Below are 20,279 nucleotides of genomic sequence, written 5' to 3' on the forward strand. Positions count from 1 at the left end.
CCTCGGCCCTTGGTGTCCGATACCATGCGGAGAGAGCCCCCGGTTGGCAAGGAGTAACGGGATGGCGCAGGTCAGGCCCATGCGCGCGGATGCTCGGCGCAACTACGAGCGGTTGCTGAAGGTGGCGGCGGAGGCCTTCGCCGAGCATGGGGAGAGCGCGTCGCTCGACGACATCGCCAAACGGGCGGGCGTCGGCTCCGGGACGCTGTACCGGCACTTCCCCACGCGGCAGGCGCTGTTGCAGGCCGCGTACGTGGGCCGTGTCGAGGCACTCGGCGCGCGGGCCGACGAGCTGGCGGCGCGGCTGCCGCCGGGCGAAGCGCTGATGGAGTGGCTGTACGAGCTGTGCGTCGGCTCGATCCAGGTGCGCGGACTGAAGGCGCTGCTCGGATCGGCGGTCACGGACGGCAGCACGGCGGCGCTGACGGCGTGCGGGACGACCGTGCGCGGCGCGGCGGGCCGGCTGATCGAGGCCGCGCGGGCGGACGGTTTCCTGCGCGCCGACCTGGAGCCGGTCGAACTGCTGCGGCTGGCCCACGGGGTGACCACGGCAGCGGAGCTGGCGGACGAGAAGGGTACGCAGATCCGGCGCTATCTGGCACTGGTGACGGAGGGACTGCGGGCGTAGCCCCGCGCCCCGAGGGGCGCGGTGGCTGCGTCGGCGTGTGGCTGTGCGGCTGTTCCGTGGCGGGGGCTACAGGGCCCGCGCCCCCGGATCCACCATGTTCCGGACCGTGCGGGCCTTGACGAAGTCGCCCACTGCCGTCATGTCCCACTCGCCGGAGAACTGCCGGACGAGCTTGGCCATCATGACGCCCGTCTGGGGCTCGGCGTTGGTCAGGTCGAAGCGGACCAGCTCCTCGTCGGTGGCCGCGTCGACCAGGCGGCAGTAGGCCTTGGCGACCTCCGTGAACTTCTGGCCGGAGAAGGAGTTGACCGTGAAGACCAGACCGGTGACCTCCGGGGGGATGCGGCCGAGGTCGACCACGATCACCTCGTCGTCGCCCCCGCCCTCACCGGTGAGGTTGTCGCCCGAGTGCTTGATCGCGCCGTTCAGGATCGTCAGCTTGCCGAAGTAGCAGCTGTCGACGTGGTTGCGCTGCGGGCCGTACGCGATGACCGAGGCGTCCAGGTCGATGTCCGCGCCGCGGAACGCCGGCTCCCAGCCGAGGCCCATCTTCACCTGGGTGAGCAGCGGGCGGCCGGCCTTGACCAGGGACACCGTCTGGTTCTTCTGGAGACTGACCCGGCCCTTGTCCAGGTTCACCTTCCCGGCGCCGGGGACGGGGGCGGGGGCGGGCGGGGCCGGCGGCATCGGGGGAGCCGCCGGGGTGGACATAGGCGGGGCCGGCGGGGTCACCGGCTGCGGCGGTGCCGCGGGGGCCGCGGCCGGTTCCTCCACCGTCACGCCGAAGTCCGTCGCGATGCCGGCCAGGCCGTCGGCGTACCCCTGGCCCACGGCGCGGGCCTTCCAGGCGCCGCCCCGGCGGTAGAGCTCCACGACGACCAGCGCCGTCTCCGCGCCGAGCCGGGGCGGGGTGAACGTGGCCAGCGCCGCGCCGGTGTCCGCGTCGCGGATCGTGGCCGTCGGTTCGACGCCCTGGAAGGTCTGGCCGGCCGCGTCCGGGCTGGCGGTGACCACGATCTTCTCGATGTCCGGCGGGACGGCGAGGGTGTCGACCGTGACCGAGTCGGGGGCCGCGCCCCCGCCGGACGTGTAGGTCACGCCCGGGCCCGTCGGCTGGTTGTAGAAGATGAAGTCGTCGTCCGAGCGCACCTTGCCGTCGCCCGTGAGCAGCAGGCCCGACACATCGAGCCGCACGGGCGCGGCCACGTCCACCGCGACACGGGCGGCCGGCAGAGGGATGTTCGAGCCTGGGGTCATAGCTGTCATGCCGGGTGAACGAACGACACCGCTTTACCGTTCCCTTACCCAACCCCCAATCGGCTCAGGGGCCCGACCCCGAACAGGATCCGGGCCCCGCCCGAAGCCGGCTCAGGGAACCACCACGATCTTCCGGCCCACCCCCGCCGCGAACTGCTCCAGCGCCTGCGGATAGCGCTCCAGCGGGATCCGGTCGCTGATGAAGACTTCCGGATCCAGCACGCCGTTCGCGAACAGCTCCGCCGCCCGCTCGAAGCTGTGCAGCACCGCCATGGAGCCGGTGATGGTGATCTCCTGGTTGTAGATGCGGTACGGGTCGATGGTCACCCGGGTCGCGTAGTCGGCCACCCCGAACTGCAGGAAGGTGCCCGCCTTCGCCACCCGGCCCAGGCCGTCCTGGATCGCCGCCGCGTTGCCGGTCGCGTCCACGACCACGTCCCAGCCCTGCGGGCGCTCCAGCTCGTCCGCGCCGGCCGCCGCGGCCGACACGCCGAGACGCCGTGCCGTCTCCAGCCGCGTCGGGTTCACGTCCACCACGTCCACGCTCGCCGCGCCCGTGCGCTTGGCCAGCTCCAGCATCATCAGGCCCATGGTGCCGGAGCCGTAGACCAGAACGTGGGCGCCGAGGCGGCTGTTGAGGATGTCGTAGCCCCGTACCGCGCAGGACAGCGGTTCCACGAGGGCCGCGTCCTCGGTGCGTACGTGCTCCGGCAGCTTCACGCAGTTCGCCACGGGTGCGACCGCGTACTGTGCCGCCCCGCCCGCCGTGGTCACGCCGATCGCGGCCCACCGCTCGCACAGGTTGTTGTGGCCGTCGCGGCAGTGACGGCACTCGTAGCAGTACAGCGAGGGGTCCACGGCCACCCGGTCGCCGATCGCGACCTCGGTGACCTGGCCGCCGATCCCGACGACCTCGCCCGCGAACTCGTGCCCGGGGACGATCGGCAGCTTGGGCGCGAACTCGCCCTGGAGGATGTGCAGATCGGTGCCGCACAGGCCGCAGGCCGCCACCTCCACGACGACCTCGCGCGGGCCCGGTGTCGGGTCGGGCACCTCGGTGACCACGGCGCGGCCCACGGACTCGATGACGGCGGCCTTCATTTCACGGCTCCCAACGACAGGCCCTGGACCAGTTTGTCCTGGGCGGCGAACCCCGCGGCGAGCACCGGCAGGGAGATGACGAGCGACGCGGCGCACACCTTGGCCAGGAACAGGCCCTGGCTGGTGATGAAGCCGGTAAGGAAGACGGGGGCGGTCTCGGCGACCACGCCCGTCAGCACCCGGGCGAACAGCAGCTCGTTCCAGCTGAAGATGAAGCAGATCAGGGAGGTCGCGGCGATGCCGGGCAGGGCGATCGGCGCGACCACGCGCGCGAGGATCGTCGGCAGCCGGGCGCCGTCCACACGCGCCGCCTCGATGATCGCGACCGGCACCTCGGCGAGGAAGGACTGCATCATCCACACCGCGATCGGCAGGTTCATGGAGGTGTAGAGGATGACCAGGAGCCAGATGTTGTCGAGCATCCCGGTGTTCTTGGCGAACAGGTAGATCGGCAGCAGGCCCGCGACGGCCGGCAGCATCTTCGTGGACAGGAAGAAGAACAGCACGTCCGTCCACTTCTTCACCGGCCGGATCGACAGCGCGTACGCCGCCGGGAGGGCCAGGAGGAGGACGCAGAGCGTGGAGACGACCGACGCCACCGTGGAGTTGATCAGCGCGGGCCACGGGCTCGCCCCGCCGCCGCTGCCGAAGAACTCCCGGTAGCCGTCGAGTGTCAGCGACGCCGTGAAGGACGGCGGGTTGGTCGCCGCGTCCGCCTCCGAGTGGAAGGAGGTCAGCGCCATCCAGGCGATCGGCAGGAAGAACACGATCCCGGCCAGCCAGGCCACGAGGCCCAGTCCGTTCCGGCGCAGTATGCGCGATACGGCGGTCATGCGCGGGACACCTCCTCGCGGAACAGGGACGACACCACGCGCAGCGCGAAGGTGGCGATGATGATCGAGCCGATGACGACCAGGACGCCGGCCGCCGAGGCGAGGCCGTTCTCATGGGCCTGGTAGAAGCTCTGGTAGACCGTGTACGGCAGGTTCGCCGTCCCCAGGCCGCCCGAGGTGATCGTGAAGACCGCGTCGAAGTTCTGCACGATGTAGATCGAGCCGAGCAGGGCGCCGAGTTCGAGGTAGCGGCGCAGGTGGGGGAGGGTCAGATGGCGGAAGACCTGCCAGTCGTTCGCGCCGTCGACCCGGGCGGCCTCGATCTGCTGCTGGTCCCGGCTCTGCAGTCCGGCGAGCAGGATCAGCATCATGAACGGCGTCCACTGCCACACCAGGGAGGCCTCGACCGCGAGCAGCGGGGTCTGGGAGATCCAGTCCGGCTGGGGGCCGCCCACATAGTGCAACAACCCATTGAGCAGGCCGTATTCAGGGTTGTAGAGCACATGCTTCCAGAGCAGCGCCGCGGCCACGGGCACCACCAGGAAGGGCGCGATCAGCAGGGTGCGGACGATGCCCCGGCCGCGGAACCTGCGGTCCAGCAGCAGGGCGAGCGCCAGCCCCAGCACCAGGCTGGCCAGCACCACCGCCACCGTGAGCAGCACGGTCGTCCACACCGACTGGCGCAGGTCGGCGTCGGTCAGCACCTGGCGGTAGTTGTCCAGGCCGGTGAAGTGACGGGCCTTGGGATAGAGGGCGTTCCAGTCGAAGAAGGAGATCACCAGCGTGGCCACGAACGGCAGTTGGGTCACGGCGATCATGAAGACGAGGGCCGGCAGCAGCGGGGCCCGGGTGGCCCAGGCGCGCAGCCGGGCGGTGGGTCGTTTCACCATGTGTGCGGGGGAGGCCGCGAGGGCGGCCGTGGTCGTGGCTGTCATCGTCCCTCGTACTCCTTGGAGATCTTCTCGGCGAGCTGCTGGGACTTCTTCAGGGCCGAGCCGACGGACTGACGTCCGGCGATGGCCGCGCTGATCTCCTGGGAGACCTTGGTGCCGAGGTCGGTGAACTCCGGGATGCCGACGAACTGGATGCCGGGTGCGGGCCGCGGCTGCACCCCGGGGTCGTTCGGCCGGGCGCTCTCGATGGCCTGCCTGGTCATCTCCTGGAAGGAGGCGGCCGACGCGCGGTAGTCGGCGTTCTCGTACGTCGACGCCCGCTTGCCCGCCGGGACGTTCGGCCAGCCGCCGGTCTCGCCGACCAGCTGCTCATAGCCCTTGCCCGACGCCCAGGAGACGAACTTCCAGGCCTTGTCGGGGTTGCGGGAGGCCTTCTGGATGCCCCAGGCCCAGGTGTAGAGCCAGCCGGAGGACGGGGTCTTCTCGACGGGGGCCGGGGCGTAGGCGAGCTTGCCCTTGACCGGTGAGCCGTTCGCCTCCAGCAGCCCGGCGGCGCTCGTGGCGTCGTACCACATGGCGACCTTGCCCTGGGTCATGTCGTTCAGGCACTCGGCGAAGCCGGACTGGGCGGCGCCGGACTCGCCGTGCGCACGGACGAGATCGACATAGAACTTTGTCGCCTTCTCGAACTCCGGCGAGTCCAGGCGGGCCTTCCAGCCCTTGTCGAACCAGGTGCCGCCGAAGGTGTTCACGACCGTCGTCAGCGGTGCGATCATCTCGCCCCAGCCGGGCAGTCCGCGCAGACAGATGCCCTTCATCCCGGGTTTCGCGCCGTCCGCCTTCGCGGCGAGGTCGGCGACCTGCTGCCAGGTCGGGTGGGCGGGCATGGTGAGGCCCTTCGCCGCGAAGACGTCCTTGCGGTACATCAGGAACGACGACTCGCCGTAGAAGGGCTGCCCGTAGAGCTTGCCGTCGTCGGCGGTGAGGGACTGGCGCATCGGTTCGAGGACGTCGTTCTCGTCGTACGACGGGTCCTTCGCGACGTACGAGTCCATCTCGTGCAGCCAGCCGTTGCGGGCGTAGATCGGTATCTCGTAGTTGGACAGGGTGGCGACGTCGTACTGCCCGGCCTGGTTGGCGAAGTCCTGGCTGATCTTGTCGCGGACGTCGTTCTCGGGCAGGACCGTGAAGTTGACCTTGATGCCGGTCTCCTTGGTGAAGTGCGCGGCGGTCAGCTTCTGCAACTCGGTCATCTGCGGGTTGTTGACCATCAGGACGTTGATGGAGTCGCCGCCGGAACCGGTCCCGCCCGCGCCGGCCCAGCAGCCGGAGAGCAGCGGGGCGAGCAGCGTTCCCGCGGCGGCCATGGCGAGCGTGGCTCGCGGCCTCCGTCGGCTCGGGGTGCGCATGGGTCGCTCCTGGAGGTATGGGGAGATAAGGGGCACTCCTGGGCGTGAAGAGCCCCTGGAGGTGAGGGAGTTTGTTTTTCGGACCTGGTCGGTTTGTTTTTCAGACCCTGATGACCTGGGGGCCCAGCAGGGAGTATCGGTGGGCCTCGGCGGCCGGTAGCTGGGTGCTCGTCACGATCGCCTCCAGCGCGCCGACCTCGGCGAACCGGCAGAAGCTGACCGCGCCGAACTTGGTGTGCACGCCCGCGAACACGGTCCGCCGGGCGGCGCGCAGCGCCTGTGCCTTGACCTCGCTGACCGCCGGGTCGGGCGTGGTCAGGCCGTACTCGCGGGAGATGCCGTTGGCGCCGATGAAGGCCAGGTCGAGGACGAAGCCGGCGAGCATCTTCGTCGTCCAGTGGTCGACGGTGGCCAGCGTGCCCGCCCGGACCCGGCCGCCGAGCAGCAGCACCGAGACCTGTTCGGACTCGGCGAGGGCGGCCGCGACCGGCAGCGAGGCGGTGACCACGGTGAGCGGCCGGTCGGTGGGCAGGGCCTCGGCGATGAGCTGCGGGGTGAAGCCCTCGTCGACGAAGACCGTCTCGGCGTCCCCGAGCAGCCCGGCCGCGGCGGCCGCGATCCGGCGTTTCTCGGGCACATGGCTGGTGGCGCGGAAGGCGAGCGTCGTCTCGAAGCCGGCGCTCTCCACCGGATAGGCGCCGCCGTGCGTGCGGCGGACCAGGCCGTGGTCCTCCAGGGCGCGCAGATCGCGCCGGATGGTCTCCTTGGCCACGCCCAGTTCCTCGGCGAGCGCGGCGACGTCGACCGAGCCGGTGGCGCGCGCCGCCAGCACGATCTCGCGCTGGCGCTCTTCTGCCGTCCTGGTGCTCATGCCGTCACCCGCTTCCGCGTGGAACCGCCCGTTCGGGCCCATGGGGGAAGTTCTACAGCGGGGGCGTGGCACCGACCAAGCCTGTCGTGGGCCCGTTTCTGCCCGTGTGGGCCCGTTTGCCGAGCGTGGTGCCCGCCGCCGACCTGCGAGGCCGTGTCCGGCGGGGTGGGAGCGGGCGGCCCGGATGCCCGAACACGGCGGCGGGCGGGCCCGTTCGGTGCCCGCCCGCGCGCGTGGGCGACGGTTTTCCGCCGCCGGGAGCCCTCTTTCCGGACGCCTTCCGTGGCGTCAGTACGGCCAGATCGGCGGGTCGCTCACGAAGTGGCCGCCCAGGCGGCCGTGGGCCGGGTTCGCCGGGTCCAGCTCGCCCTGCTCGGCGATCAGCTTGCCGGCGTACGGCTCGGAATCGTCCTGCGGCGCGTAACCGAGCGCCCGCGCGGTGGTCAGGTCCCACCACAGCCGGGTGTTCGCGGAGGAGCCGTAGACGACCGTGTGGCCGACCTCCTCGGCGGTCAGGGCCGCGTGGAAGAGGCGGGCGCCGTCGGCCGGGCTCATCCACACCGAGAGCATGCGCACGCTGGTCGGCTCCGGGAAACAGGAGCCGATGCGCACCGAGACGGTCTCCAGGCCGTGCTTGTCCCAGTACAGCTGGGCGAGATCCTCGCCGAAGGACTTGGACAGGCCGTAGAAGGTGTCCGGGCGGCGCGGCGTGTCGACCGGGATGAGCGGTTCGCCCGTGCGCGGGGCGGGGGTGAAGCCGACGGCGTGGTTGGAGGAGGCGAAGACGATCCGGGGCACACCCTCCTGGCGGGCCGCCTCGTAGAGGTGGTAGGTGCCCTCGATGTTCGCCTTGAGGATCTTCTCGAACGGGGCTTCCAGGGAGATGCCCGCGAGATGGAGGACCGCGTCCACGCCCCGCACCGCCTCGCGCACCGCCGCCGTGTCGCCGAGGTCGGCGGTGATCGCGTCCGGCGCGCCCTCGACGGGGCGCATGTCGAACAGGCGCAGCGCGTAGCCGTACTCCGGCAGCAGGGAGCGCATCAGGGTGCCGAGCCCGCCGGCGGCGCCGGTGAGTAGAACGGTGCGGGGAGCGGGCATCCTCGGTTCTCCTTGTGGCCGATATTCACATACATGGACAAGTTAGAGAGCTTCACCGGGCGGCGTCAAGTGTCGCGTGAGCGCGGTGAATCCGCTCGGGAGTTGCGGGTTTGCCTGCTTGACCTGCCGCAAGGGGGCCCTTAGCGTAGTCGCGTTCAGAAATGTAGACGTAAATCAGAAACATGCACCGGTGTTTCTCAAGGGAGAGCTCGTGACGCCAGCCCCTCTCACCGAACGGCTCAGCGACCCGAGCGGGCCGCTCTTCTTCCCCGTCACGGCCTACGCCCCGGGCGGCGCCCTCGACCTCGACGTCTACCGCACCCATGTGCGCCGGGGCGTCGAGGCCGGCGCCGCGGCCGTGTTCGCCTGCTGCGGCACCGGAGAGTTCCACGCACTGCTGCCGGAGGAGTTCAAGGACTGCGTCCGGGCCGCGGTCGAGGCCGCCGAGGGGCGTGTGCCGGTCGTCGCGGGCGCCGGGTACGGCACCGCGCTCGCCGTCCGCTACGCGCGCCTGGCCGAGGAGGCGGGCGCCGACGGCCTGCTCGCCATGCCGCCGTACCTCGTCAAAGCCGGCCAGGAAGGGCTGCTGCGGCACTACCGCGAGGTCGCCGCCGCCACGGCCCTGCCGGTCATCGTCTACCAGCGCGACAACGCCGTCTTCACCCCGCCCACGGTGGTCGAACTCGCCCGCACCGACGGCATCATCGGCCTCAAGGACGGCCTCGGCGACCTCGACCTCATGCAGCGCATCGTCAGCGCCGTGCGCACCGAGGCCCCCGGCGACCTCCTCTACTTCAACGGCCTGCCCACCGCCGAGCAGACCCAGCTCGCCTACCACGCCCTCGGCATCACCCTGTACTCCTCGGCCGTCTTCTGCTTCGCCCCCGAGATCGCCCGGACCTTCCACGGCGCCCTCGCGGAGGGCGACACGGCGACCGTGCGGCGCCTCCTGGACGGCTTCTACCGCCCGCTCGTGGAACTGCGAGCCCAGGGCCACGGCTACGCCGTCTCCCTCGTCAAGGCGGGCGTACGGCTGCGCGGCCTGGACGTCGGCGAGGTCCGGCCCCCGCTGCACGAACCGTCCGAGGAACACGTCAAGCAGCTCGCCCAGCTGATCGAGCGCGGCTACGCACTGCTGGAGGAGGGCCGGTGAAGGCGTCGGCGTTCGTCTACCCCTGGGACGTCAACGGCGATCCCGCGGCCCCCGCGCGCGTGGCCGGACTCGGGATACGGCAGGTGACCCTCGCCGCCGCCTACCACTCCACCCGCACCCTGACGCCCCGCCACCCCCGCCACCGCATCGTCACCGCCGAGTACGCGGCCGTCCTCTACCCGCCCGGCGACCGCTGGGCGGGCCGCGACCTGCGCCCCCGTGCCGCCGGCCGCTGGGCCCCGGGCGACGCCTACGGCGAGGCGGCACGGGCCCTGGCCGCGGCCGGCCTGGAGGTGCACACCTGGGTCGTGCTCGCGCACAACTCCCGCATGGGCGCCGAGCATCCGGACACCTCCGTCGTCAACGCCTACGGCGACCGCTACCCCTGGGCGCCCTGCATCGCCCAGCCCGCCACGCGCGCGTACCTGGTCGACCTCGCCGCCGAGGCCGCCGTACGCCCCGGCGCGCACGGCACCGAGCTGGAGTCCCTCGGCTGGTACGGGCTCCAGCATCTGCACGCCCACGACAAGACCGGCGGGGTCGGCCTCGGCGAGGCCGGGCAGTACCTGATGGCCCTGTGCTTCTGCCCGTCCTGCCGCGACGGCTACGGCGAACACGGCCTCGACCCCGACCGGTTGGCGGCGTCCGTGCGCGACGCCCTGGAGCCGCTGTGGCGGGGCGCGGCGGACGACGAGGGCTGGCCGACTGTCGTCGACCGGCTCGGCGAGGAGCCGGCGGCCCGCACGCGCGCGTGGCGCGAGGAGACCGCCGGCACCCTCCAGGAGGAGGCCGTCGCCGCCGTCCGCGCCGCCGCACCGGCCGGCTTCCGGATCCTGCTGCACGCCGACCCGGTCTCGCACCACTGCGGCGCCAACGCCGGCGCCGACCCCGCGCGCGTGCTCGCCGTCGCCGACGGTGTGGTGGTGCCGTGCGCGGGCGGCACCGGCCTGCTGGCGCCCTTCGCCGCCCACGCGCGCGAGCGGACGGTGATCGCCGCCAACTTCACCGTGGTCTCCGGGGTGGGCGGCAGCCCCGGCACCCTCGCGCAGGACGCGGCACGCGCGCGTGCGCAGGGCGCGACGGAACTGCGCCTGTATCACGCCGGGTTGGCGTCGGACGACGACCTCGACACGGTACGGGAGGAGCTGTCCGCGCTGTCCGCGTCGTCCGGGCGGTCCGGGCCGTCCGCGCGCTGAGCCGTCGCGGCCGCCGTCAGCAGCATCGCGAGGCCGTAGAGGGGCAACAGCAGCGCGGGGGAGGCCAGTTCGACCAGGCCCGCCCCGACGCCCAGCCCGATCACGTTGGGCGTGAAGACGAGGGCGTTGGCCGTGGCCGTCGCCCGGCCCAGCACCGGGCCGGGCGTCTCCCGCTGGACGGCGGTGAACACCGCGACGAGCACGCACGGCAGCGCCAGCCCGGTCGCCGCGGCGGACCCGAGGGCCACCGCGTCCGACGGCACCGCCCGCGCGGCCACCGCGACCGCGTTCAGCGCGATGCCCGCCGCCGCGAGCCGGCGCCCGCCGAGGCGCCGCAGCGCGGCCCCCGCCACGAGTCCGGCCGCCACCGAACCCGCGCCCTGGACGGCGTACAGCACGCCCGTGTAGGCGGGTGAGCGGCCGAGCCGGTCCACGACCGCGTACACCGTCGTGGCGCTCAGCGAGCCGAGCAGCATCGTCGTACCGCCCGCCGCGACCAGCGGACGCAGCCCGGGGTGCCCCCACAGATGCCGCACGCCCCGCGCGGTCTCCCCGCGCCAGCCGCCACCCGGCCGTACGGGCCGTTCCTCGCGCACCCGCAGCAGGGCGACCAGACCGGCGGAGACCACGAAGGTGACCGCGTCCAGGCAGGCGACCGCCGGACCGCCGAAGGCGGCGTACAGGCCCGCCCCGGTCAGCGGGGCGACCAGCTTCATGCCCTCCGTGACGGTCATCCGCAGCCCGTTGAAGTCGCCGAGGAGGTCCTCGTCGACGGCGGCGGTCACCAGCCCCGCCACGGCGGCCTCGGCGACGACCGCCACCGTGCCGTACAGGAACAGGACGGTGAACAGCAGCCACAGCCCGCCGGGGGAGCGGACGGCGAAGAGCGTGAGGAGGGCGGCGGCGAGCCCCAGGTCCATGCGGACCAGCAGGGGCCCCCGGCGCACCCGGTCGGCGACCGTGCCGAGTGCCGGGCCCGCGAGGGTGGGCGCCCACAGGGCGAGCATGCACAGGGCGGCCAGACCGTCGGACCCGGTGAGGTCCTTGACCCACACGCCCGAGGCGAGCCACAGCGAGGAGGTGCCGAAGGCGGACACCGCCAGGCCCGTGAGATACAGCGCCGCGTTGCGGTCCCGCAGGACGCGCGGCAGGCTCCACGAAGTCGTCATGCCTGGTCATCGTGGAGCTAAGGAGGGTGGGCGGGGATCGGTGAGATGCCCTATTCCGGTGTGGCGGACCGGCGGGTTCCGCACCGGCCGGCCGCTGGCGACAATCCGTCGGAACGTGTCAGTCGTCCCACTGGGGCGCACGCGGGCCGCTGCCTACCGTCGAGCGCATGCGTTACGTCGCCCCGATCCTCATCGGCCTCCTCTACGTCCTGCTCATGTCCCTCGTCCCGGAAGCCCACCGGCGCCGCCTCAACGCGGTCATAGTGGCGGGTGCCGGCGCCGCCTACCTCAGCGGTGGCGGCATGGGCGGCTGGGAGTTCGCGTTCACGGCCGTGTCCACCTTCGTCGCCTACAAGGGCCTCGACTCCTGGGCCTGGATCGGCGTCGGCTGGCTGCTGCACACGGCCTGGGACGTCGTGCACCACCTCAAGGGCCACCCGATCATCCCGTTCGCCCACGACTCATCGTTCGGCTGCGCCCTGTGCGACCCGGTGATCGCGGTGTGGTGCCTCGGCGGCGGCCGGTCGCCCTGGACAAGAAGGCGTGGAACCGATGAGTTTTCCGGAACCAGCCGGTCTGTCCTTCGTACGGGAGACACGATCCTGAAGGAGTGAGGCAGACATGACCACGTTCGACCTCGGACCCCAGGCCAGAGCCGTGGCGCGGCTCGCCGAGTCCGTGACCGACGAGCAGCTGGTCGGCCCGACCCCCTGCCCCGACCTGGCGGTGCGGAACCTGCTGGGCCACCTGCTGGGGCTGTCCGTGGCCTTCCGCGACGCGGCGCGCAAGGACCTCGGCCCCACGACCGACACCAACCCGAACGCCGCCGTCCCGGACCTCGGCCCCGGCTGGCGCGAGGAACTGCCCAAGGCGCTGGACGAGCTGGCCGACGCCTGGCGCGACCCGGCCGCGTGGACCGGGGACACCCGGGCCGGCGGCGTGGACCTGCCGGCGGCGGTCGCGGGTGCGGTCGTCGCCGACGAACTGGTCGTCCACGGCTGGGATCTGGCACGCGCCACGGGACAGGACTACGCCCCCGACCCGGCCGCGCTGGGCGCGGCGCTCACGTTCCTGCGGGCCGCCGCGAACGATCCCGGCCGCGGGAGCGGGCTGTTCGGGCCGGTGGTCGCGGTGCCGGAGTCCGCGACGCTGCTGGACCGGGCGGTCGGGCTGAGCGGCCGGGACCCCGGATGGCGGCCGGTGCCGGCCTGACAGCCCGCAGGGCGACCGGAGCGCGCCCTCGGCACCGCCTCCCCGCACCCCGGGCCCGTGGCGGTGCCGAGGTGCGGATCTCCTCTCTGCGCGCGGACGTCGGCTCGGACTTCCTCCGGCTCCGTTTGTCAGAAGCATTGACGAAACACGGGCCCCCTCCTACTTTCAACGCGTCGTACTTCGTACGTCATATATGAGACGCGATATGTGAGATCCGAGAGGGCCGTATGACCTCTGTGCCCAGCCCGATCCCGTCCCGCACGCAGTACGTGCTGGACGCGATCAGACACCGCATCCTGACCGGGCGGTTGACGCCCGGTCAGGCCCTCGTCGAGACGGAGCTGGCCGCGCAGTTCGGGGTGTCCAAGACCCCGGTGCGCGAGGCGCTGAAGACCCTCGCCGGGACCGGGCTGGTCGTGATGAGCCAGTACAAGGGCGTCACGGTGCGCATGGTGGACGCGGACATGGCGCGCGAGGTGTACGACGTACGGCTCCTGCTGGAGCCCGAGGCGCTGCGCCGGGCCGTCCGGCGCGGCGCCCCCCTCGATGCCGCGCGCGACGCGCTGGCCCGTGCCGACGGCGCCACCGACACCGCCGAACGCTCCCTGGCCAACCGGGAGTTCCACCGCGCGCTGTACCTGCCGTGCGGCAATCCGCTGCTCGGCCGGATGCTCGACGAGATCCGCGACCAGGCCGCCCTCGTCTCCACCGTCGCCTGGGCCACCGACCCCTCCTGGGAGCGGGAGGCCGCCGAGCACCGGGAGATCCTGCGGCTCGCGCTGGCCGGCGACGCCGACGCGGCCGCCGGCGCCCTGCACGCCCACATCGCGTCCTTCGTCCGGCGCGCGTTCTCCTCTCGGATCCCGGACACGCCGGGCGCCCCGGCCGGCCCGGAGATCCAGGACGTCCCGCACGCCCGGCACGCCGCGGACCCCGAGTTCCCCGCGCAGGAAGGTCATTCATGAGCAGCGTGACGTTCGAGAGCAGGCGGGCGGCCCTGGCCGGCGTGGTGGCCATCCCGGTGACCCCGTTCGCCGCGGACGGCTCCGTCGACACCGGCGCCCACCGGGCCCTGCTGCGCCGCCTGCTCGACGGCGGGATCACCACCCTCACCCCGAACGGCAACACCGGCGAGTTCTACGCCCTCACTCCCGAAGAGCGCCGCCAGGTCACCGAGTCGACCGTCGACGAGGCGGGCGGACGCGCGGCGATCCTCGTCGGGGTCGGGCACGATCTGCCCACCGCCGTCGCCTCCGCCCGGCACGCACGCGGCCTCGGCGCCGGGATGGTCATGGTCCACCAGCCCGTGCACCCCTACGTCTCGGCGGCCGGCTGGGTCGACTACCACCGTGCCATCGCCGAGTCCGTGCCCGAGCTGGGCGTGGTGCCGTACCTGCGCAACACCCAGCTGCCCGGCGCCCGGCTCGCCGAACTCGCCGACCACTGCCCGAACGTCATCGGCGTGAAGTACGCCGTACCGGACGCCGCCCGCTTCGCCGCCTTCGCGCGCGACGCCGGCCTCGACCGCTTCGTCTGGGTCGCCGGACTCGCCGAGCCGTACGCCCCCTCCTACTTCTCGGCGGGCGCCACCGGCTTCACCTCCGGACTCGTGAACGTCGCCCCGGCCGTCTCGCTGAACATGATCGAAGCGCTGCGATCCGGCGACTACCCGGCCGCCATGAAGGTCTGGGAGCAGATCCGCCGCTTCGAGGAACTGCGCGCCGCCCACGGCTCCGCCGACAACGTCACCGTCGTCAAGGAGGCCCTCGCCTCGCTCGGCCTGTGCCGCCGCGACGTCCGCCCGCCGAGCAGGGCGCTGCCCGAGGACGAGCGCGCCGAGGTCGCCGCCATCGCCGCCGGATGGCCGATATGAGCGCCCCGCGCAAGCGCCCCGAGGAACTGAGAAGCCACCAGTGGTACGGCACCGACGGCCTGCGCTCCTTCAGCCACCGCGCCCGCACCCGCCAGCTCGGCTACCTCCCCGAGGAGCACCTCGGCAAGCCGGTCATCGCGATCCTCGACACCTGGTCCGACATCAACCCGTGCCATGTGCACCTGCGGGACCGTGCGCAGGCCGTGAAGCGGGGCGTGTGGCAGGCCGGGGGCTTCCCGCTCGAATTCCCGGTCTCCACCCTCAGCGAGACCTTCCAGAAGCCGACCCCCATGCTCTACCGCAACCTGCTCGCGATGGAGACCGAGGAGCTGCTGCGCTCCTACCCCGTCGACGGCGCGGTCCTGATGGGCGGCTGCGACAAGTCGACGCCCGCCCTGCTCATGGGCGCGGCGAGCGTCGACCTCCCGGCCGTCTTCGTCCCGGCCGGGCCCATGCTCCCGGGCCACTGGCGCGGCGAGGTCCTGGGCTCCGGCACCGACATGTGGAAGTACTGGGACGACAAGCGGGCCGGCCTCATCGGGGACTGCGAGACGGCCGAGCTGGAGAGCGGCCTGGCCCGCTCGCCCGGCCACTGCATGACCATGGGTACCGCGTCCACGCTGACGGCCGCCGCCGAGGCGCTCGGCGTGACCGTGCCCGGCGCGTCCAGCATCCCGGCGGTGGACTCGGGGCACGAGCGGATGGCGGCGAGGGCGGGGCTGGTCGCGGTCGAACTGGTCCATCGCGGCCGGAAGTTGAGCGACATCCTCACCCGGGAGGCCTTCGCGGACGCCGTCACCACCGTCCTCGGGCTCGGCGGCTCCACCAACGCCGTGATCCATCTGATCGCCATGGCGGGCCGGGCGGGCGTCCGGCTCACCCTGGACGACTTCGACCGGATCGCCCGCACGGTGCCCGTCCTCGCCAACGTCCGCCCCGGCGGCCGGACGTACCTCATGGAGGACTTCCACTTCGCGGGCGGCCTGCCCGGCTTCCTCTCCCGGATCCCGGACCTGCTCCACCTCGACCGGCCGACGGTCTCGTACGACACCCTGCGCGAGCAGCTCGACGGCGCCCGGGTCCACCACGACGACGTCATCCGCACCCGCGACAACCCGGTCGCGCGCGAGGGTGGGGTCGCCGTACTGCGCGGCAACCTCTGCCCGGACGGCGCGGTCATCAAGCACATCGCCGCCGAGCCCCACCTGCTCGCGCACACCGGCCCGGCGGTCGTCTTCGACGACTACCGGACCATGCAGCGCACCATCGACGACCCCGCGCTCGGCATCACCGCCGACAGCGTGCTGGTGCTGCGGGGCGCCGGTCCCAAGGGCGGTCCGGGCATGCCCGAGTACGGCATGCTGCCGATCCCGGACCACCTGCTGAAGCAGGGCGTGCGCGACATGGTCCGGATCTCCGACGCCCGGATGAGCGGCACGAGTTACGGCGCCTGCGTGCTGCACGTGGCCCCGGAGTCATACGTCGGCGGACCGCTGGCGCTGGTGCGCACCGGCGACCTCATCACCCTCGATGTCGCGGCCCGCACGCTTCGACTCGACGTGGACGACGAGGAGTTGGCGCGTCGCCGGGCGGAGTGGACGCCGCCGCCCGTGCGGTACGAGCGCGGATACGGCGCGCTCTACACCGAGCAGATCACCCAGGCGGACACCGGCTGCGACTTCGCGTTCCTCGCGCGGCCGGGCAGGGTGCCGGAACCGTACGCGGGCTGATCCCGGCCTCGGCCACACCTCCCCATGGCCGAGATCTCGAACAACGCTCGGCAAGCACGACCGCCCGGGCTACCGGGCCGCCACGAGGGGGCGGAACTCCGCCAGGGCGTACCGGTAGTCCCCGGCGACCGGATCGCCGGGAGGGAGGGGGTGGACGCGTAGAAGATCCTCGGCGGCGTCCAGTACCGCGGCGGCGAGTGCGGGACCGGTGGTCCGGCCGAGGAGCCCGTCCCGCCCGGACACCGCCACATGGTGCTCGCCCCGCCGCAGAACGAGCGTGAACGACGTGTCGACCCCGTAGTACCTGAGGTACCGGACGTCGCCCCGCAGAAAGCCGCGGAGCTGGTCCAGCAGCGTGACGACCGACAGGTGGATCATCATGCCCTGATCGGGAACACGGCCGGCCGAGCCGGTCGTGCCGAGGTCCCCGGTGACGACCATGTCCCCCAGGTCGAAGCCGGTGGCCTCCCCCTGCCCGGGCCGCACACTGCACCGCACGGTCACCGGGCTCAGCCCGTGTCGCCGCCCCACACCGCCTCCAGGTCGTCGCAGCGCACCGTGAGGGTCGCGTCGGTCAGCTCGATCTCATGGGCGCAGCCGCCGTCTCCGTCGGGAAGCACCTCGTCCAGGAGCACCGTGTCGACCCTCATCCAGTCGATGGCACGGTGATGGTCGACGGCGAAGTGCCGCACGCCCGTGTAGCCGATACGCAGCCCGACGTCGTGCTTCCACCGGTTGGGCGCGAACTCCAGCACCAGCCCACCGCTCCTGTCGGTCGCGAGGTGTATCCCGGCCAGCTCCAGGTCCTTCACGCAGCGGGTGGCGCCGGGAATGTCGTAGTGCCCGGGACCGGAGACGAAGGCCCAGGCGCCCGGCGGCAACTCGTCGCGCAGGCAGGGTAGTTCATCCAGATAGGCACGGGGGTCCACAAAGAACCCGTGCCGCTCCCAGTGCACGTCGACGAACTTCATGCCCCCGATTCTCCCCCCTCGCGGCAGCGCACGGTCACAGGACCCTGATCCGGGCGGGGTCCGGCAGCCGGGTCGGAGCGGGGTCGCCGTACCACGCGTACTCAAGGGCCGAGAGCCGCCCGTCGCTCACCCAGACGAGCAACTCGCCCACCAGCTCTCCGGAATGGTCGACGACCGTGCCCACCGCCGGGAGGACGCCGTCCGTGACCGGGGCCGCCGGGACCCACGAGGGCACGGTCAGGTCCGTGCTCGGCGACTCGGCGCCCCAGGGCCGCCCGGGGCTCACCTGCGGGACCTGGGCCCGGAGTTCGCGCACGCCGGGGAAGTCCGCCGCGAGGAGTGCGGTGAGGACTTCCCGGAGACCGAGTCCGGCAGGAGGAGGGCGGCGTGGCATGGGACCGCCATCGTATCGATCGGATAACACCGCTCGCCCTGTGGGGTGTGATGCGCGTAGACAGTCGGTGACCTGGTGCATCACTCTCAATATCCGGATCCGGAGTTTTCATGCGGAAGTCCCACAGGGTTGTCGCCGCCGGTGCCGCCTGTGCCATCGCCGGTGCCGCGCTGTACGGCGCGGGCGCGGCCGGTGCCCGGCAGTCGACCGCCAACTCGACCCACGAGCCCTACAACATCGGGCAGTTGGTGAAGGACATCGACACCTACTACGGCACCTCCGCCGACAGCAACGGTGTCTACCAGGCGTCGCCCCACAGCCCGTACGCCAAGGACCTGGCGCGGATCGACGCCGACGCCAGGGCCTACATCGACAAGGCCGCCCGCAAGGCGCACCGGCACGGCGAGAAGCCGGCCGTCATGTTCGACATCGACGACACGCTGCTGCTCAGCCTGGACTACGAGAAGCGGTACAACTACACGTACAACTCCACCACGTGGAACGACTACGTGAACCGCGCCGACCGGCCGGCCGTCTTCGGCAGCCCCGAACTGGTCCGCTACGCGCAGTCCAAGGGCGTCGAGGTCTTCTACAACTCCGGTCTCACCGAGGCCCAGCGCACCGCCGCCGTCGCCAACCTGAAGAAGGTCGGCGCCGACGTGAACCTCGACGCCGACCACATGTTCCTCAAGGACGCGGCCAACCCGCCCGCCTACCTGAGCGGTTGCGCCACCCAGGGCAGCTGGAAGTGCACGACCGTGCAGTACAAGTCCGGCACCCGCAAGCACATCGAGGACGACCTCGGGTACGAGATCATCGCCAACTTCGGCGACCAGTACTCGGACCTGGACGGCGGCTTCGCCGACCGGACGTACAAGCTGCCGAACCCGACGTACTTCGTCGCCTGACGGCCGTACCCGCTCCGCCCCCGTCCGCCGGCAGCACCGTGCCGTGGCGGGGCGCGTGAGCGGGGTGGTGCCCTTCCCGGGGGCGCGGCCTCACCTGTGTGCCGCGAAGTCGCCCTTCACCGCGTAGCCGACGCCGTCCGCGGTGCCCGTGATGGTGTAGCCGTCGGCCTTCGCGTCCCGGCTGCCGCGCCCGTGGTTGTACTGGCCGGCGAACACCCACTGGCCCGCCGGGACCGTACGGCCCTCCTTGAGGGTCCAGGTGCAGACGAGGAAGCCGTCCCGCTCCTCGGCCGTCTGTGTGAAGTCCGTCTCCGGCAGGGAGCGCCAGGCACCCGCAAAGGACACTCCGCCGGTCTGGGCGACCGTCAACTCGACGGTGAGCGAGCTCAGTTGCCTCGACGTCTTGAGGGTCAGATCGCTCTGCGCCCAGAAGTCGTTGCTGTGCGGGTCGACCGAGCCGTCCGACCACAGGGGGCCCTGCTGGCCGCCGCGGGCCGCGGGCGGCCGCCCGGAGGCGTCCGGTGTGCGCGCCGGGGCGGAACCCGGTGCGCGCGTCGCGTGGGTGGCGCCCGTGCCGGGCGCCGGGTTCGTGGCGCCCGCCGACGGGTGTGCCGGCGTCGTGTGCGGAGCCGGCGTCGGGGTCGGCGAGACCGCGACCGTCTGTTGCGCGGGAGGCTTGTCCTTCGCCGCGGACGCCACCGCGTATCCGCCGACCGCCAGCACACCCGCCACCGCCGCCGTGGCGCCGGCCACCCGGGCCCAGCCCCACACCGGCGGGCGGCTGGACCGGTGTCCGGCACGGGGGGAGCCGGCCGGGGCGGCCATCCCGCGTTCCACGCGGGCCAGGATGCGCGCGCGGTCCGGCTCGTGGGCCTCGGCCGCCTCGTGCAGCCGGGCGCGCAGCTCGTCGTGCACGTCCTGCCGCCTCATCGGTTCCTTCCTCCGTTCTCGCCGGCCCGGGCCGCCATCGCCTCGTGCACCCGCCGCGGATCGCCCTGGGGGCCGAGCAGCCGTTGCAGCTCGGCCATGCCCTTGGACGTCTGGCTCTTAACCGTACCCACCGACACCCCGAGCGCGAGCGCGGTGTCCTTCTCCGAGAGGTCGAACGCGTGCCGCAGCACCACACACGCCCGTTTACGGAACGGCAGTCCGCGCAGCGCCCCCCGCACGTCCACCACGCCGGCCACGTCCGGGTTCTCGGTCCTCTCCTCGCGGTGCGACCAGAACAGCGCGATCCGGCGCCGCTCGCGCACCGCGCTGCGGATCCGGGTGCGGGCGAGGTTGGCGACCACGCCGCGTGCGTACGCCACCGGGTGGTCGGCGGCGCGCACCCGGTCCCAGCGGTGCCACAGCGCCAGCAGCGCGTCCGCCGCGAGATCGTCGGCGGCGTCGGACTCGCCGGTCAACAGGCAGGCAAGACGGGAGAGTTCGGCGTAGTGCCGTTCGAAGAAGGCATGGAACTCCACGGAGGCGGCGTCGTCGACGACTGTGCCCACGGGTGACCTCTTCTCGGTGCGGCTCTTGGAGTGAATGTACGGGGTATCGGACAACGTATGGTCCACCGAACCAGATTCCGTAACACA

The 20,279-nt window shown here is 72.3% G+C and carries 22 protein-coding genes; 9 read left to right on the forward strand and 13 right to left on the reverse strand.

What is annotated here, in order from left to right:
* The first annotated feature begins 61 nt into the window (after positions 1–61).
* Positions 62–628 (forward strand): TetR/AcrR family transcriptional regulator, encoded by a 567-nt coding sequence (locus BIV25_RS04970; protein ID WP_071370894.1) that lies wholly within the window; start codon positions 62–64, stop codon positions 626–628.
* A gap of 66 nt (positions 629–694) precedes the next feature.
* Here BIV25_RS04970 and BIV25_RS04975 read toward each other — a convergent pair whose 3' ends face one another.
* From BIV25_RS04975 to BIV25_RS05005, 7 genes are all read right to left on the reverse strand, one after another.
* Positions 695–1,885, reverse strand: a complete 1,191-nt coding sequence (locus tag BIV25_RS04975; RefSeq protein WP_071370895.1) for a TerD family protein — start codon at positions 1,883–1,885, stop codon at positions 695–697.
* Positions 1,886–1,996: 111 nt separating this feature from the next.
* Positions 1,997–2,986: a zinc-dependent alcohol dehydrogenase family protein gene (locus tag BIV25_RS04980; RefSeq protein ID WP_071370896.1), complete on the reverse strand. Its 990-nt coding sequence runs from the start codon at positions 2,984–2,986 to the stop codon at positions 1,997–1,999.
* Positions 2,983–3,819, reverse strand: coding sequence for a carbohydrate ABC transporter permease (locus BIV25_RS04985; RefSeq protein ID WP_071370897.1), 837 nt, complete (start codon positions 3,817–3,819; stop codon positions 2,983–2,985). The genes BIV25_RS04980 and BIV25_RS04985 overlap by 4 nt, the downstream gene beginning before the upstream one ends.
* The gene (locus BIV25_RS04990) at positions 3,816–4,754 is read right to left on the reverse strand and encodes a carbohydrate ABC transporter permease (protein ID WP_071370898.1); all 939 of its coding nucleotides are present in this window, start codon (positions 4,752–4,754) and stop codon (positions 3,816–3,818) included. The genes BIV25_RS04985 and BIV25_RS04990 overlap by 4 nt, the downstream gene beginning before the upstream one ends.
* A complete protein-coding gene (locus tag BIV25_RS04995) occupies positions 4,751–6,121 on the reverse strand; it encodes a sugar ABC transporter substrate-binding protein (protein ID WP_071370899.1) in 1,371 nt (456 codons plus the stop codon). The genes BIV25_RS04990 and BIV25_RS04995 overlap by 4 nt, the downstream gene beginning before the upstream one ends.
* A 100-nt stretch (positions 6,122–6,221) precedes the next feature.
* Positions 6,222–6,992 carry a DeoR/GlpR family DNA-binding transcription regulator gene (locus BIV25_RS05000; protein WP_071370990.1) on the reverse strand — a complete coding sequence of 257 codons (771 nt, stop codon included), beginning with the start codon at positions 6,990–6,992 and terminating at the stop codon, positions 6,222–6,224.
* Between the two features lie 288 nt (positions 6,993–7,280).
* Complete coding sequence (locus BIV25_RS05005) at positions 7,281–8,090, reverse strand: NAD(P)-dependent oxidoreductase (protein WP_071370900.1); 810 nt, start codon at positions 8,088–8,090, stop codon at positions 7,281–7,283.
* A gap of 211 nt (positions 8,091–8,301) precedes the next feature.
* Here BIV25_RS05005 and BIV25_RS05010 point away from each other — a divergent pair, with 211 nt between their 5' ends.
* Entirely contained in the window at positions 8,302–9,243 is a 942-nt protein-coding gene (locus tag BIV25_RS05010; protein WP_071370901.1) for a 5-dehydro-4-deoxyglucarate dehydratase, read from the forward strand.
* Positions 9,240–10,439 (forward strand): hypothetical protein, encoded by a 1,200-nt coding sequence (locus tag BIV25_RS05015; RefSeq protein WP_071370902.1) that lies wholly within the window; start codon positions 9,240–9,242, stop codon positions 10,437–10,439. The genes BIV25_RS05010 and BIV25_RS05015 overlap by 4 nt, the downstream gene beginning before the upstream one ends.
* Here BIV25_RS05015 and BIV25_RS05020 read toward each other — a convergent pair.
* Positions 10,340–11,608, reverse strand: coding sequence for an MFS transporter (locus BIV25_RS05020; RefSeq protein WP_071370903.1), 1,269 nt, complete (start codon positions 11,606–11,608; stop codon positions 10,340–10,342). The genes BIV25_RS05015 and BIV25_RS05020 overlap by 100 nt on opposite strands.
* A 167-nt stretch (positions 11,609–11,775) precedes the next feature.
* Here BIV25_RS05020 and BIV25_RS05025 point away from each other — a divergent pair, with 167 nt between their 5' ends.
* From BIV25_RS05025 to araD, 5 genes are all read left to right on the forward strand, one after another.
* Positions 11,776–12,222, forward strand: a complete 447-nt coding sequence (locus BIV25_RS05025; protein WP_071370904.1) for a DUF6010 family protein — start codon at positions 11,776–11,778, stop codon at positions 12,220–12,222.
* A 7-nt stretch (positions 12,223–12,229) separates the two neighbouring features.
* Positions 12,230–12,820, forward strand: a complete 591-nt coding sequence (locus BIV25_RS05030) for a TIGR03086 family metal-binding protein (RefSeq protein ID WP_071370905.1) — start codon at positions 12,230–12,232, stop codon at positions 12,818–12,820.
* 227 nt (positions 12,821–13,047) lie between these two features.
* Positions 13,048–13,785 (forward strand): GntR family transcriptional regulator, encoded by a 738-nt coding sequence (locus tag BIV25_RS05035; RefSeq protein ID WP_071370906.1) that lies wholly within the window; start codon positions 13,048–13,050, stop codon positions 13,783–13,785.
* Positions 13,782–14,693, forward strand: a complete 912-nt coding sequence (locus BIV25_RS05040) for a dihydrodipicolinate synthase family protein (RefSeq protein ID WP_071370907.1) — start codon at positions 13,782–13,784, stop codon at positions 14,691–14,693. Before BIV25_RS05035 ends, BIV25_RS05040 begins: the two co-directional genes overlap by 4 nt.
* Positions 14,681–16,423, forward strand: coding sequence for an L-arabinonate dehydratase (gene araD / locus BIV25_RS05045; protein ID WP_256255587.1), 1,743 nt, complete (start codon positions 14,681–14,683; stop codon positions 16,421–16,423). The genes BIV25_RS05040 and araD overlap by 13 nt, the downstream gene beginning before the upstream one ends.
* 69 nt (positions 16,424–16,492) lie before the next feature.
* Here araD and BIV25_RS05050 read toward each other — a convergent pair whose 3' ends face one another.
* The 3 genes from BIV25_RS05050 to BIV25_RS05060 are packed head-to-tail and all read right to left on the reverse strand — an operon-like array spanning position 16,493 to position 17,788.
* Positions 16,493–16,954, reverse strand: coding sequence for a hypothetical protein (locus BIV25_RS05050; RefSeq protein WP_071370909.1), 462 nt, complete (start codon positions 16,952–16,954; stop codon positions 16,493–16,495).
* Positions 16,933–17,394: a hypothetical protein gene (locus BIV25_RS05055; RefSeq protein WP_071370910.1), complete on the reverse strand. Its 462-nt coding sequence runs from the start codon at positions 17,392–17,394 to the stop codon at positions 16,933–16,935. Before BIV25_RS05055 ends, BIV25_RS05050 begins: the two co-directional genes overlap by 22 nt.
* Positions 17,395–17,428: 34 nt before the next feature.
* Positions 17,429–17,788, reverse strand: coding sequence for a hypothetical protein (locus BIV25_RS05060; protein ID WP_071370911.1), 360 nt, complete (start codon positions 17,786–17,788; stop codon positions 17,429–17,431).
* A 110-nt stretch (positions 17,789–17,898) separates the two neighbouring features.
* Between BIV25_RS05060 and BIV25_RS05065 the strand changes: the two genes are divergently transcribed.
* The gene (locus BIV25_RS05065) at positions 17,899–18,696 is read left to right on the forward strand and encodes an HAD family acid phosphatase (protein WP_071370912.1); all 798 of its coding nucleotides are present in this window, start codon (positions 17,899–17,901) and stop codon (positions 18,694–18,696) included.
* Between the two features lie 90 nt (positions 18,697–18,786).
* Here BIV25_RS05065 and BIV25_RS05070 read toward each other — a convergent pair whose 3' ends face one another.
* Together BIV25_RS05070 and BIV25_RS05075 are read right to left on the reverse strand one after the other, a co-directional pair.
* A complete protein-coding gene (locus tag BIV25_RS05070; RefSeq protein ID WP_071370913.1) occupies positions 18,787–19,626 on the reverse strand; it encodes a hypothetical protein in 840 nt (279 codons plus the stop codon).
* Positions 19,623–20,192 (reverse strand): SigE family RNA polymerase sigma factor, encoded by a 570-nt coding sequence (locus tag BIV25_RS05075; RefSeq protein ID WP_071370914.1) that lies wholly within the window; start codon positions 20,190–20,192, stop codon positions 19,623–19,625. Before BIV25_RS05075 ends, BIV25_RS05070 begins: the two co-directional genes overlap by 4 nt.
* Positions 20,193–20,279: the final 87 nt, after the last annotated feature.

Source organism: Streptomyces sp. MUSC 14, assembly GCF_001866675.1.
Taxonomy (GTDB): Bacteria; Actinomycetota; Actinomycetes; order Streptomycetales; family Streptomycetaceae; genus Streptomyces.

Bases quoted from the DNA above. Each gene is read 5' to 3' on its own strand.
- BIV25_RS05005 (WP_071370900.1), bottom strand. From the start codon at position 8,090: ATGCCCGCTCCCCGCACCGTTCTACTCACCGGCGCCGCCGGCGGGCTC.
- BIV25_RS05000 (WP_071370990.1), bottom strand. From the start codon at position 6,992: ATGAGCACCAGGACGGCAGAAGAGCGCCAGCGCGAGATCGTGCTGGCG.
- araD (WP_256255587.1), top strand. From the start codon at position 14,681: ATGGCCGATATGAGCGCCCCGCGCAAGCGCCCCGAGGAACTGAGAAGC.
- BIV25_RS04975 (WP_071370895.1), bottom strand. From the start codon at position 1,885: ATGACCCCAGGCTCGAACATCCCTCTGCCGGCCGCCCGTGTCGCGGTG.
- BIV25_RS05070 (WP_071370913.1), bottom strand. From the start codon at position 19,626: ATGAGGCGGCAGGACGTGCACGACGAGCTGCGCGCCCGGCTGCACGAG.
- BIV25_RS05060 (WP_071370911.1), bottom strand. From the start codon at position 17,788: ATGCCACGCCGCCCTCCTCCTGCCGGACTCGGTCTCCGGGAAGTCCTC.
- BIV25_RS05055 (WP_071370910.1), bottom strand. From the start codon at position 17,394: ATGAAGTTCGTCGACGTGCACTGGGAGCGGCACGGGTTCTTTGTGGAC.
- BIV25_RS04985 (WP_071370897.1), bottom strand. From the start codon at position 3,819: ATGACCGCCGTATCGCGCATACTGCGCCGGAACGGACTGGGCCTCGTG.
- BIV25_RS04970 (WP_071370894.1), top strand. From the start codon at position 62: ATGGCGCAGGTCAGGCCCATGCGCGCGGATGCTCGGCGCAACTACGAG.
- BIV25_RS05040 (WP_071370907.1), top strand. From the start codon at position 13,782: ATGAGCAGCGTGACGTTCGAGAGCAGGCGGGCGGCCCTGGCCGGCGTG.
- BIV25_RS04990 (WP_071370898.1), bottom strand. From the start codon at position 4,754: ATGACAGCCACGACCACGGCCGCCCTCGCGGCCTCCCCCGCACACATG.
- BIV25_RS05030 (WP_071370905.1), top strand. From the start codon at position 12,230: ATGACCACGTTCGACCTCGGACCCCAGGCCAGAGCCGTGGCGCGGCTC.
- BIV25_RS05020 (WP_071370903.1), bottom strand. From the start codon at position 11,608: ATGACGACTTCGTGGAGCCTGCCGCGCGTCCTGCGGGACCGCAACGCG.
- BIV25_RS05065 (WP_071370912.1), top strand. From the start codon at position 17,899: ATGCGGAAGTCCCACAGGGTTGTCGCCGCCGGTGCCGCCTGTGCCATC.
- BIV25_RS05035 (WP_071370906.1), top strand. From the start codon at position 13,048: ATGACCTCTGTGCCCAGCCCGATCCCGTCCCGCACGCAGTACGTGCTG.
- BIV25_RS04980 (WP_071370896.1), bottom strand. From the start codon at position 2,986: ATGAAGGCCGCCGTCATCGAGTCCGTGGGCCGCGCCGTGGTCACCGAG.
- BIV25_RS04995 (WP_071370899.1), bottom strand. From the start codon at position 6,121: ATGCGCACCCCGAGCCGACGGAGGCCGCGAGCCACGCTCGCCATGGCC.
- BIV25_RS05025 (WP_071370904.1), top strand. From the start codon at position 11,776: ATGCGTTACGTCGCCCCGATCCTCATCGGCCTCCTCTACGTCCTGCTC.